The organism is Demequina flava, assembly GCF_000975035.1.
In the GTDB taxonomy this organism is placed as follows: domain Bacteria; phylum Actinomycetota; class Actinomycetes; order Actinomycetales; family Demequinaceae; genus Demequina; species Demequina flava.
On record NZ_BBRA01000001.1, the window covers coordinates 1,147,018 to 1,159,023 of the forward strand.

13 protein-coding genes are annotated in these 12,006 nt (G+C 65.5%); 3 read left to right on the forward strand and 10 right to left on the reverse strand.

From position 1 onward, the window contains the following. Nucleotides 1–12 precede the first annotated feature (12 nt). Nucleotides 13–258 (reverse strand): cell division protein CrgA, encoded by a 246-nt coding sequence (locus AOP74_RS05395; protein ID WP_061961308.1) that lies wholly within the window; start codon nt 256–258, stop codon nt 13–15. A gap of 141 nt (nt 259–399) precedes the next feature. Between AOP74_RS05395 and AOP74_RS05400 the strand changes: the two genes are divergently transcribed. From AOP74_RS05400 to AOP74_RS05405, 3 genes are read left to right on the forward strand one after another with little or no spacing between them, the layout of a single operon-like run. Continuing rightward, the gene (locus AOP74_RS05400; protein WP_061961309.1) at nt 400–1,191 is read left to right on the forward strand and encodes a class E sortase; all 792 of its coding nucleotides are present in this window, start codon (nt 400–402) and stop codon (nt 1,189–1,191) included. Further along, the gene (locus AOP74_RS12210) at nt 1,188–1,355 is read left to right on the forward strand and encodes a hypothetical protein (protein WP_160297455.1); all 168 of its coding nucleotides are present in this window, start codon (nt 1,188–1,190) and stop codon (nt 1,353–1,355) included. Before AOP74_RS05400 ends, AOP74_RS12210 begins: the two co-directional genes overlap by 4 nt. After that, nucleotides 1,352–1,978, forward strand: a complete 627-nt coding sequence (locus AOP74_RS05405) for an aminodeoxychorismate/anthranilate synthase component II (RefSeq protein ID WP_061961310.1) — start codon at nt 1,352–1,354, stop codon at nt 1,976–1,978. The genes AOP74_RS12210 and AOP74_RS05405 overlap by 4 nt, the downstream gene beginning before the upstream one ends. A gap of 18 nt (nt 1,979–1,996) precedes the next feature. Here the strand turns inward: AOP74_RS05405 and AOP74_RS05410 are convergent, their stop codons facing one another. The 9 genes from AOP74_RS05410 to AOP74_RS05450 all read right to left on the reverse strand — a co-directional run bounded on the left by AOP74_RS05410 (nt 1,997) and on the right by AOP74_RS05450 (nt 12,005). After that, nucleotides 1,997–2,887, reverse strand: a complete 891-nt coding sequence (locus AOP74_RS05410) for a prenyltransferase (RefSeq protein WP_061961311.1) — start codon at nt 2,885–2,887, stop codon at nt 1,997–1,999. Continuing rightward, nucleotides 2,884–3,222 (reverse strand): lycopene cyclase domain-containing protein, encoded by a 339-nt coding sequence (locus AOP74_RS05415; RefSeq protein WP_061961312.1) that lies wholly within the window; start codon nt 3,220–3,222, stop codon nt 2,884–2,886. Before AOP74_RS05415 ends, AOP74_RS05410 begins: the two co-directional genes overlap by 4 nt. Beyond that, a complete protein-coding gene (locus AOP74_RS05420) occupies nt 3,219–3,536 on the reverse strand; it encodes a lycopene cyclase domain-containing protein (RefSeq protein ID WP_061961313.1) in 318 nt (105 codons plus the stop codon). The genes AOP74_RS05415 and AOP74_RS05420 overlap by 4 nt, the downstream gene beginning before the upstream one ends. Then, nucleotides 3,533–5,185, reverse strand: coding sequence for a phytoene desaturase family protein (gene crtI, locus AOP74_RS05425; protein ID WP_082096017.1), 1,653 nt, complete (start codon nt 5,183–5,185; stop codon nt 3,533–3,535). The genes AOP74_RS05420 and crtI overlap by 4 nt, the downstream gene beginning before the upstream one ends. Beyond that, nucleotides 5,182–6,087, reverse strand: a complete 906-nt coding sequence (locus AOP74_RS05430; protein WP_082096018.1) for a phytoene/squalene synthase family protein — start codon at nt 6,085–6,087, stop codon at nt 5,182–5,184. The genes crtI and AOP74_RS05430 overlap by 4 nt, the downstream gene beginning before the upstream one ends. Continuing rightward, entirely contained in the window at nt 6,084–7,175 is a 1,092-nt protein-coding gene (locus AOP74_RS05435) for a polyprenyl synthetase family protein (protein ID WP_061961314.1), read from the reverse strand. Before AOP74_RS05435 ends, AOP74_RS05430 begins: the two co-directional genes overlap by 4 nt. A gap of 121 nt (nt 7,176–7,296) precedes the next feature. Further along, nucleotides 7,297–9,507 carry a Stk1 family PASTA domain-containing Ser/Thr kinase gene (gene pknB, locus AOP74_RS05440; protein WP_061961315.1) on the reverse strand — a complete coding sequence of 737 codons (2,211 nt, stop codon included), beginning with the start codon at nt 9,505–9,507 and terminating at the stop codon, nt 7,297–7,299. An 87-nt stretch (nt 9,508–9,594) separates the two neighbouring features. Beyond that, on the reverse strand, nt 9,595–10,539 hold the full coding sequence (locus tag AOP74_RS05445; protein ID WP_061961316.1) for a serine/threonine-protein kinase: 945 nt from the start codon (nt 10,537–10,539) through the stop codon (nt 9,595–9,597). Beyond that, on the reverse strand, nt 10,536–12,005 hold the full coding sequence (locus AOP74_RS05450) for a peptidoglycan D,D-transpeptidase FtsI family protein (protein WP_061961317.1): 1,470 nt from the start codon (nt 12,003–12,005) through the stop codon (nt 10,536–10,538). The genes AOP74_RS05445 and AOP74_RS05450 overlap by 4 nt, the downstream gene beginning before the upstream one ends. Nucleotide 12,006 lies beyond the last annotated feature (1 nt).

Genomic DNA, 12,006 nt, shown 5'->3' on the forward strand with positions numbered 1-12,006 from the left:
CGTGGCGTGGCGCTATTTCCAGCGCGTCAGCACCACCATGCCGCCACCCAGGAAGACAAAGCCGATCAGCAGGTTGTAGTTGCCGATGGGCAGCGGGTAGTTCGCGGCGGTGATGTAGTACACGACAATCCAGGCGAGACCGAAGATCAGCAAGCTGACGGCGGTCGGAACCAGCCACTTGGGGTTGTCCGACTGCGGCTTGCCCAGATTTCGGGGCGCCTTGTAGACGTCCTTGTCGCGCTTCTTCGAGACGGCCACGCTGCTACTCCGATGTCGTTGGTGCCCGCGATGTGCGGGAGGTGCTGCCACTAGCGTACCTAAGCCCAAGCATCGGCCCTAGCGAGGTCACTTTGGCGCCCGCTCCACAAGGCTTAACAGGTCGCGTAATGTAAAGGCACGATGAGTGTCCCGACAGACCTGAAGCCCGCCGAGCACCCGCCCTCTCACGCGCGCACGCGCACTGGCGTCAGTGTTGTCGGCATCCTGGGCGAGCTGCTGATAGCCGCCGGGGTGCTGCTGGGCCTGTTCGTGGTGTGGCAGCTGTTCTACACGGACGTCCAGGGTGAGCGCGAGCAAGCGGAAATCGTCGACAACCTTGAATGGGCCGAGGACCCTGTGGCGCCGGCGGATGTCGAAACGACCGACGTCCAGCTGATCCCGGACGACCTCAAGGTCACCGATGAGGACCCCGAGACCTCGCCCACGCCAGACTTCACGGAGACGTTCGCGACCATGATGGTGCCGCGCTGGGGCGACGACTACGTCAAGCCCGTGTCCGAAGGTGTGACGCGCCCCGACGTGCTGGACCCGCTGGGAATCGGCCACTATCCCGAGACCGCGATGCCGGGCGAGGCGGGCAACTTCGCGCTCGCCGCCCACCGCACCACGTACGGCAAGCCGTTCAATCAGGTGGACATCCTCGAAGTGGGCGACAAGCTGATCGTCCAAACCGAAGACATCTGGGCGGTCTATTCCGTGACGTCCTGGGAGATCGTCCAGCCTGAGGAGTACGACGTCGTCGCACCGACTCCGCGCGAGCCGGAGGCCGGCGTGACGGACCGCTTCATCACCCTGACTACTTGCCACCCGCTGTACTCGGCCGCCGAGCGTTGGATTGTGTACGGGGAGATGGACTACTGGGCTCCCGTAGGACATGGTGTGCCCGCAGAACTCGTGGAGGTGCCCGCATGATCTCGTCGTGGATCTGGTCCCACCTGCCTGGACCGGCCATCGTGAAGCTGCTGATCCTGCTGATCGTGCTAGCGGCGTTGGTCCTGGTGCTGTTTGAATGGGTATTCCCCTGGGTGTCGGAGTCCCTCCCCATTCAGGATCCGACCATCGCGGAGGAAACATGACGCGCATCCTCGTCATCGACAACTACGACTCGTTCGTCTACACGATCGTCGGCTACCTGCGTCAGATGGGCGCAGAGACCACCGTCGTGCGCAACGATGCCGTGGTGGACGCCGGTCCGCTCGACGACTACGACGGCGTGCTGGTGTCACCTGGACCGGGCACGCCTGCTGAGGCCGGCTCCTCCAACGACGTGATCCGCGAGTGTGCCCGCACCGGCACCCCCATGCTGGGCATCTGCCTCGGGCACCAGGCCCTTGCCGAGGTGTACGGCGGCGTTGTGAGCCACGCACCGGAGCTCATGCACGGCAAGACCTCCGCGGTCAGCCACCACGAAGACTCCGTTCTTGTCGGGCTTCCCTCCCCCTTCACCGCGACGCGCTATCACTCGCTCGCCGTCGAGGAGGACACCGTCGCGGCCGACCTCGAGGTCACCGCGCGCACCGACAACGGCATCATCATGGGCCTCAAGCACAAGGACCTGCCGCTCCACGGCGTGCAGTTTCACCCCGAGTCCGTTCTGACCGAGGGCGGTCACCGCCTCTTGGCCAACTGGCTTGAGGTGTGCGGGATGCCCGATGCCGAGGGTCGGTCCGCTGGCCTGTCGCCCCTCGTACGGGGCTAGGTCACGAAGCGAGCGCTGTCAGAGCCAGCCGTTCCACACGACGATTAACAGCATCGTCACGAGGAAACCGACGGGCTGATTGAGCCATAGGAACGTGCGCCAGCCCCGGTTGGCGGCCTCGCACGTGTCGTCGGTGACGTTCCACCAGCGCGAAGTCGATGCAACGTAGGCAAGCGGAAGCGCCGCGGCAAGCAGTCCCGGCCAGGGCAGGAACAGCAAGATGGCCGATGCCGCGAGATACAGCGCTACAGCCAGCCGCACCGTTGCGCGCGCGCCGATGACGGTCGCCACTGAACCGATCCCGCCAGCGCGGTCCGCCCGCACATCCTGCACGGCTCCGAACGCATGTGACGCCATGCCCCACAGCACGAAAGCGGCCCAGACCGGCCACACGCCCGCGGCGGTGAGCGAGACGTCGGCGAGGACGAGCGCGTAGATCAGGGGACCGGCGAAGTGCAGGGCAGAGGTGAGCGAGTCGAGGAACGGCTTCTCCTTGAACCGCAACCCCGGTGCCGAGTAGGCGATGACACCGAACACGACCAGTACCAAGGTGATACCCGCTGCGACATCTCCCACCCACAGCAGCCACGCCATGAATGGCAGCACGGTGACGGCGCAGGCGATGAGAATCGCGCGGTGGACGCGCTTGGCCTGCGCACGGTCGCGCACCACGTCCCCTTCAACCCCGCCCTTGCGCGGGTTCGCGAGGTCGGACTCGTAGTCGAAGACGTCGTTGATCCCGTACATCAGCAGGTTGTAGGGAATGAGGAAGAACAGTGTGCCGACGATGAGTGTGGCATCCACTTCCCGGGTTGCCATGAGGTAGCCGGCGGCGAAGGGGAAAGCCGTGTTGATCCAGCTAATGGGCCGCGAAGACTTGACCACGGACATCACGAGAGAGGTCGTCATGATGTCTCACTTCCGTGAGGGTCAGCGGTGCCATCGGGCCGATGCCGTGGTCGCCACCCGCCGAGCAGTTCCCAGATCGTGGGCACCAGTAGGACAGCGCCGAGAGCGTAGGCGAGGTCCTCGATAGGCGCGATCGGCATCGTGACGCCGGAGATCAGTGACTCGTCGTAGTCCACGATCCCGACTCCCACAATGATGTTGTCGAAGACCACCGTCAGGGCAATGAGCGCCAACGCGGTGAGCACGAGCGGCCGCCGCGGGAGATGTCGCAGCACCGGCAGACAACAAACAGCGAGTAGCGCGAGAACCACGACGGAGAGAACGACGTAGGTCATGCCTTCTCTCCTCGCTTGGCGAACGCCCGCCACAGCAGCAGGGTCTGGTAGGTCAGGAGGACCAGGAAGAACACTTCTTCAAGTGGCACCTCGGGAGCAACCGTGATGCCTGATAGGTACTCGGCGTCGCCAATGAAGAAGATGCCAAGGCCCACGCCGATCAAGTCCCAGACCAGGAAGAACACGACCGCGATCCCGACGGTGACAAGAGCGCGGCGCGGCTGCTCAAAGGCGGCCACGCGGTAACGCCAGTCGAGTGTTGCCAGGCCCGCGAGGCTCACCACGAGGGCGATGAGGTAGAGCCAGGACGTCATCGGCCGGCCTCAGGCCTGGACTCAGGAGACGAGTGTGACCCAGCCGCATTCCCGCCCAAAGCACGCGCGATCTGGCCAAGAGTGCCGCCCCGTCGCGACCGCGCAAGGTAGCCCTGAGGCAACGGCGCCTGCAGTGGCGAAGCGTCCGTGGCGCCAAGGAGTCGCTTGGCGACGAGCTCCGCGGAGATGAGGCAGATGGGCACGCCGATCCCCGGCACCGTCGAGGAGCCTGCGTAAAGGAGGTTGGGAACCGCGCCCGAGACGTTGGCGGGACGGAACATCGCCGACTGCCGCAGACTGTGTTCAAGCCCCAGCGCGCCGCCCTGCCACGCATTGAGTTCGGATGCGAAGTAGTGCGGCGTGAGCACCTTCTTCACCGAGGTGCGGCGACGCAGCTCGGGAATCTGCGCCCACTGACCGACCTGATCGAGGTAGCGCCCAATGTGTTGGTCCAAGTCCGCGCGGGAGCCCGCGTCCGCGCCCAGCGCCGGATCAGCGGGGAAGGGCACCAACATCACGAGGTTCTCGTGTCCGGGGGGCGCGGTGTCATCGGTTGCAGACGTTCGTGAAACGTAGATCGACGCCGGTTGCGGCACGGCGCCACGGTCCATGATGTCCGAGAAGTTCTTCTCCCAATCGCGCGTGAAGAGCAGGGTGTGGTGCTCCAGTTCAGGCAGTTCTCCCTCCACGCCCGCCATGACGAGAAGCGCGCTGATACCTGGGCGTTTCGAGCTCCACGTGCGTTCGGGCCGCGACTGGAACTGGCGCTCAAGCAACGCTGTCTCCGTGTGGTGCATATCTGCGCCGGAAACCACGGCATCGGCCCTTAGCACTGAACCATCCTGCAGTCGCACACCCGTTGCGCGCCCCCGATGAACAATGATCTGTTCAACCGACGCCCCGGTCCGGATGCGAACGCCCTCCTCCTGCGCCACGCGGGCAAGGGCCTCGATCACCGCGTACATGCCCCCGCGCGGGTAGCTGACGCCCTCGATGAGGTCGAGGTGGCTCATGAGCGAGAACAGGCTTGGGAGGCGATCCGGCGTTGAGCCAAGGAACACGGCGTGAAAGGCCAAGATCTGGCGCAGCCGTGGATCTGCAACCTTGTCCGCGATCGCGTCGCCGAGCGGGCGGGTCAGCAGTCCGGCAAGTTCAGGCAGGCGCCGGGCCGTCGCGGCGTCCAGCGAGCGGGTGGGCTTTTCGAAGGTCGTGTACAGGAACCGGTCCAGTGCCAGGCGGTACCGCTCCCCCGCCGCATCTGCGTAGGCACGCATCGCGTCGCCATCGCCGGGGCTGAGGTCGTTGAACGCGGCCCAGTTGCGCGCGGCGTCAGCGCTGACATCGAGGGCCGATGCTGGCTCGCCCTGTCCTTCAAAGAACACGCGGTAGCGGGGGTCGAGGTCGATGAGGTCGAGCTCGTCGTTGACGTCCCGGCCAAGCAGGTCAAAGAAGTGCTCGAATGCGTCCCGCATCAGGTACCACGACGGCCCCGTGTCGAAGGTGAAGCCGTCGATCTCGAGCCGTCCGGCGCGGCCGCCCACTTGCTCTTGCTGTTCGACCAGCGTGACATCCGCGCCACCACGCGCCAGGAGGGCGGCGGTGGCGAGGCCGGAAACGCCGCCGCCGATGACGACGACGCGACCGTTCACGCGCGCTCCTTGCGCACTGCGGCGAGCGTGCGGGCGGTGATGGAGACCTTCACGCGGCGCGGCACGCTCACGCGGGTAGAGGTCAGGGCCGATGCCTGGGTCGCCTCGATGCGGTCCAGTAGCTCCTCGTAGATGGCCAGGGTGGAGGCGACCGATGCGTGCGCTCGCGGCGGTAGGGCGGGGAGGGTGGCCTTCGCGAGGGTGAGGTCGGCGCGGCAGCCCTGGGTGAGTGTCGCGATGTCGGCGTCGGTGAGGGTGTCCAGCGACAGCCCCGGAAAGTAGACACGGCCGCGCGAGGCTAGGTCGGCTCCCAGATCGCGCAGGAAGTTGATCTTTTGGTAGGCGGAGCCCAGTGCGCGGGCGCCGGCACGGACATCCTCGGGCGGGGAGGCGGGACCGTTGCCGTCGCCATCGCCGTCACCATCGGCGAGGAAGACGGCCAGGCACATCTCGCCGATCACCTCAGCGGACCCGTAGACGTACCGGTCGAACGAGGCCTGATCGTGCTCCGTCTCAGTGAGATCCATCCGCATGGACTCAAAGAATGGGTCGACCAGGTCGTGCCCAATCCCGACGGCCGCCGCAGTGACGCCGAAAGCGTGCGCGATGACGTCCGAACAGAACTTGCCGTCGAGGGCTCGTGCCACCTGCGCCTCGAAGCCGGCAAGGACCTCGCCCGCATCGGCCCCTTGGTAGGTGTCGACGATCTCATCGGCAACGCGCACCATCGCGTAGATCGACGCGATGTGGGTGCGCATGGCGGGCGTCAGCAGCCGCGCTCCGAGCCCAAAACTGGAGGAGTACTTGCGGATCACCTGGGCTGCTGCAGCCTGACACGCCTCGTCATAGAGCGCGAGCGACGTCTCGTTCGTGTGGTGGACCTCTCGGCTGACCTGACTCACGAGGCGCGTCCCTGTAGTTCATCGATCAATCGGACCAAGTACCCGCTAAGCGGCGCAGGTATGCGCTCGGCGGCAATGCGTGAAGCTTCCTTGCCCCGGCGGCGAGCTAGGCGGAGTGCGGCCTTGCGCGCGCCGGTGTCTTCCAGGACCGTGCGCACTTGTGCCGCGCCTTTCTCGGTGAGGTGAGGATCGCCGAGGTGCGCTTCCAGAACCGCCTTTTGGGCAGCATCGGCCCTCTCGAAGCCCAGGCGCATGAGTTCGGTGCGCTTGCCCGAACGCAGGTCGGACAGGGTCGACTTGCCAATGACGTCGGCCGAGCCAAACACGCCTAGGTCATCGTCGATCAACTGGAATGACACACCCAATGCGATTCCGAGCCGCTCCAGGTGGCTCTCCATCGTCGGATCCGCGCCCGCGAGCTTTGCCCCTGCCAGCAGTGGAACCACACAGGAGTACCAGGCGGTCTTCAGCGCTGACACCATGATGGGATCAGACTGTTCCACGGGAAGAATGTCGCCGTAGACGTCGAGGAGTTCGCCGGCAATCGTGGCGCGAATCGCGCGCGTCACAAGGTCAAGGCACGCGACACGGTGGTGAGCGGGAAGCGCGGAGCGAATGATGAGGTCATATGCGCCGGAGATTGCGAGGTCGCCCCCCAGCAGGGCGGCAGCCATTACTTGGTCATCGACCTTGTCCTCAGGCAGGGTCGATGCGGCAAGATCTGACCGCCGCAGTCCAGCAATATTGGCTCGCCCGCGACGCACTTCGTCGTGATCGAGAATGTCGTCGTGGACAAGCATGGCTGTGTGGAGCATCTCCATCGCAGCCGCAACTGGGACCGCCGGAGTGGGCTCGTCACCGCTCAGGCCCACATACGCGGCGAGAGTCAACTGTGGCCGCAGGTTTTTCCCGCCGATGAATTGGGCGCCAAGGTGGTCCCACAAACGTGCATAGTCAGGGGCCGCGTGCGGGATAGCCGTACGGGCCTGGGAGACATGCTCAACTAGAGCGGCGTCAACGGCAGGCATCTGTCGCAACACGACTTCGTGAAGAGTCTCGCCGGTGAGCAACGGGGTCATAGTGCCCATGAGAACCCTCCTGATCCTGACGATATTCCCTTATGAAACCAGGAAGAGCGTGGCTCGTGCGGCATGTCACCGCGCGAGCCACGCTCTTGGCTTGGGCGCCCAGGCCTCTCGGCCTGTGGCGCTACGGTGTTGGTGACGGGTTCGCGCCGCCGCCCGTGGGGGTGGGGTTCGGATCGGGATCCGGCTCCGCGCCCTGCGACAGCACCAGGGTCACCGTGGTGTCAGGCGCGACCTCGGTCCCCGGGTTCGGGTTCTGCGAAATTACGGAACCGTTCGGGATGTTGTCCGAGTACTGCGGGCTGCCGTACGTGAAGTTCAGTCCTGCAGTGCCCAACTCGCGCTCGGCATCGGCCTGACTACGACCGGTCACGTCAGGAACGCTCACGAACGACGGCGCGACGGCCACGTCCAACTCGACGGTGCTGCCCTGTTCAACGGTTCCCGCGCCGGGGCTCTGGTCAAGGACCGTGCCCTCAGACTCGGAGTCGTCCTCGACGTCGTTGATCGACGGAGTGAGGCCAAGCTCGTTGAGTGTGGAGCGAGCATCGTCCTCGTGCATGCCGACCAGGTCCGGAAGCTCAACCTCGCCGCTCGAGATGAACAGCGTGATCTCGGTGTCAGGGGCAACCTCTTCGCCCTCGGCGGGATCGGTCTCGATGACGCGACCAGCCTCTAGCTCGGGGTCGTCGACCTCTTCGACGTCGCCCACTTGGAGCCCGGCGTCCTCGATCTCGAGGCGCGCACGGTCCTGAGTGAGGCCGCGAACCGAAGGAACCTCAACGGCGTCAGGACCTGAGGAGACGAACAGGATGACCGTCGGAGGACCAGTGTCTGCAGAGACCGCGACGCGGCCGCTGGCGGACAGCGCGAGGGCTTCCGCCTCAGGCTCTGTGGTCCATTCCAGCTCGGTGCCCACGTCGGGGTCGGTGCGGGTGACCAGGCCCTCCTCTTGCTCCGTGCTGGTCTCTTGCTGCGTGTCGACCACGAAGCCGAGGTCCTCAAGCGTGGAGCGTGCCTCGGCTTCTTCCAGCCCCACGACATCGGGGATGGTTGCCGTCACGGTTTCGGGTTCCTCGTCACCGCCACCTGACAGCAGAATCCACAGCAGCAAGATGATGGCCAGCAGGGCCGCTCCACCGAGCGACCACCACAAGATCTTCTTGTTGTTGCCCTCGTCCTCGAGCTCCTGCTCGTTCTGGACGGCCACAGGCGACGTCTGCGGTGGCGGCACAGTTCCGCCCGCGGGGCTCGAAGCCGAGGCTCCGGTGGTGCCCCACTGCTGAGCGCCGGCCGGCATTACCTCGGTCGCGCCGGAAGCGGGACCTGCCGACTGCGCGGGCATCGCCTGCGTGGGCTGGTCTTCGATCTCTTCCTTCGACATGTTCGCCGCAGCCATGCCTGCTGCAGCACCCACGGCACCCGCACCCAGCACGGCACCCGCGACGGGAATCGAGCCGGTCGTAGCGTCCACAGGCGCTCCGCCCTGGACAGCGCGGAGGTCAGAGAGGAACTCCTGTGCCGTCGAGTAGCGGGCGTCACGGCTCTTGGCGAGCGAGCGCAGGACCACCTGGTCAAGTTCCGTGGGAACGTCGGAGGCGAACTGCGAGGGAGCGGGCGGCTCCTCGCGCACGTGCTGGTAAGCGACGGACACGGGGGAGTCGCCAATGAACGGCGGGCGGCCCGTGAGGAGTTCAAACAGCAGGCAACCCGCGGAGTACAGGTCCGAGCGCGCGTCAACAGTCTCGCCACGCGCCTGCTCAGGCGACAGGTACTGAGCTGTACCCACGACTGCCTGCGTCTGCGTCATGGTGTTGCCAGCATCGGCCAGTGCCCTGGCAATACCGAAGTCCATGACCTTCACCGCGCCCGTGGGCGTCAGCATGACGTTCGCGGGCTTGATGTCGCGGTGGACGAGCCCTGCGTGGTGCGCGTAGTCGAGAGCGGTCAGCACACCCGAGGTGATCTCGATGGCCTCATCGATGGGCGCGGCGACGTCACCCTTCAGGATGTCGCGCACCGTGTGGCCCTCGACGTACTCCATGACGATGTACGGAGTCGCGTGCGGATTGCCGTCCGGACCGGTGGTGTGCTCCTCGCCCGTGTCGTAGACGGCAACGATTGCCGGGTGATTCAGACCCGCAGCAGCCTGGGCCTCACGGCGGAACCGCGTCTGGAATGACGGGTCGCGGGCGAGGTCGGCGCGCAGAATCTTGATGGCAACAGTGCGTCCGAGGCGTGTGTCATAGCCGATATGCACCTCGGCCATGCCGCCTCGTCCGATGAGGTCGCCGATCTCATACCGGCCACCCAGGATCTTCGCTTCGTCGTTCATATGTCCTTCAGTCTTCCACGTCACTCGTGCGTGTCGGGTGACATTGTCGCACTTGCGAGCGATGGGCTCTCGATGGGCATGGTCTAGTCACCGACCCCGGGGAACATCAGGACGGGGTCGAAACGCTTTGGGGGCAATGGTCGGCGGCATGGAGCGCTGGGGTGCCGCAGGCCGTTCGGGCTCGTGACCGGAGGGGGCCGGAGACACCATGTCATTGGACAGCGTGAGTGCCTCGATACGCTCCGCAAGGTCCTTCCCCGAATGCGGGCGCTTGCGCGGGTTCTTCTCAAGGAGGTCCGTGATGAGGGCCGCCATTTCGGGCGACACTGTGTCCGGCAGCAGCGGCACGTCTTCATTGACGTGGGCGATTGCGATGTCTACTGCCGTCGCGGCGGTGAAGGGACGCTTCCCGACCACGCATTCGTAGGCAATGATGCCCAAGGCGTAGAGGTCCGATGCTGGGGTTGCGGGCTTACCCAGCGCCATCTCGGGTGCGAGGTACTGGGCGGTGCCCATCACCATGCCGGTTTGGGTCAGGGTGGTCTGGTCGTGGCTTCGCGAGACGCCGAAGTCGGTGATCTTGACCCGGTCGCCTTCGCGGACGATGAGGTTGCCTGGCTTCACGTCGCGGTGCATGACGTGGGCCTTGTGCGCGACGTCGAGGCCGCGGGCAGTCTGCGCGAGGATGGTCGCGATGCGTGCCTCGGGCAGCGTCTTCTCGCGCTCGATGATCGTGGAAAGCGGCTCGCCTTCGACCAGTTCCATGACCAGATACGCAGTGTGGTCCTGGTCGCCGTAGTCAAAGACTTGGGCGATGCGGTCGTCGATGAGCCCCGCGGCGTTGCGCGCCTCGTTGCGGAAGCGCTTGAGGAAGGTCTCGTTCGCGGCTGCGTGTTCTTTGAGCACCTTGACGGCGACTGGGCGGCCGAGCTCGGTGTCCTCTGCGCGCCACACTTCGCCCATGCCGCCCACTGCGAGCAGGGAGCGCAGGACGTAGCGCCCGCCTAGCGTTGTACCGGCGTGGATGCTCATAGGTCGCCCTCCTGAGCAAGCTGGATGCCTTCTTGCATGACCGCGCGCGCAATCGGTGCGGCGACTGCGCCACCAGTCGCTTCATTTCCGACCGAACCGCCGTTTTCAACGATGACGGCGACGGCGATCTTGGGGTCATCCGCAGGAGCGAAGGACACGAACCATGCGTGCGGGGCCGTGTCCTGACCCGTCTCCGCGGTGCCCGTCTTGCCCGCAACCTCGACTCCGCCGATCTGCGCGGCGGTGCCCGTGCCGTTGTCCACGACGCCGACCATCATGTCGGTGAGCGTGTTGGCATCGGCACGCGTCATCGCTTCTTTGTAGACCTCGGGTTCCGTCACATCGACCACGGTGAGGTCAGAGGCGCGCACCGTGTCGACCAGGTAGGGCTTCATGACCACACCGTCATTTGCGATGCCCGATGCGACCATCGCCATCTGTAGCGGCGTGGCACGCACGTCGTACTGGCCGATCGCGCTCATGGCGGTCTGCGGCTCGTTGGGGTCCTCAGGCAGGCGGGAGGCGGTGACGGACAGCGGGATGTCGATTGAGTCGGTCCACCCAAAGTCCTCGGCCTTGCGCTCAATCGGGCCCCACTGCAAATCCATGCCGAGATCGGCGAAAGCGGTATTGCACGAGATGCGTAGAGCATCGGCCAGCGTCATTTGGTCGTCTGCCGAGCACGCCTCGCCGCCGTAGTTTCCGATGGTGTTCGATGTGCCAGGCAGTTCGAGTTCCTGTGGAGCGTAGAGCTCCGTGTCCTCGTCGTATCCAGCTTCGAGGGCTGCCGCGGAGTCGATCAGCTTGAAGGTTGAGCCGGGTGGGTACGTGTCTCCGGCGATCGCACGGTTCACGAGCGGGCTGTCTTCGCGGTTGAGGAGGTCCTGATAGGCCTCGTTAACCTCGGTGGTGTCGTGGCTGGCCAACAGGGCGGGGTCGTAGGTGGGGCTCGTCACCATCGCGAGCACCTCTCCCGTCTCCGGGTTGAGGGCGACGACGGAGCCGCGTTGGTCTCCGAGTTGCTCCGCCGCGACTTGCTGGAGGGAGTGACGCAACGTCAACTCGATGGCGGCGCCCTGCTGCTGCTCACCGGCGAACAAGTTGCCCAGGCGAGTCCAGAACAAGGAGTCGGCGGTGCCGTTGAGCAGTTCGTTCTCGGTCTGCTCGAGGGCCGTGCGGCCGTAGACGATCGAGTAGAAGCCAGTCGCTGCCGCGTAGAGCTCGCCGTTGGAGTAACTGCGCTGGTAGTTGTACGGGTCGTCGACGGGCTCGGACCACACCACGGATTCGCCATCGACCACGAACGTGCCGCGGTAGTTGCCGTACTCCCGGTACAGCGTGCGTACGTTGCGCGGGTCCTGGTTGAGGTCGCCAGCGTTGAGCACCTGGATCCAGGAGGCCGCCGCCATGAGAGTGAGGACCAACAGCAGGATGATGACGCTGACGCGCCGGACCGGTTCATTCATG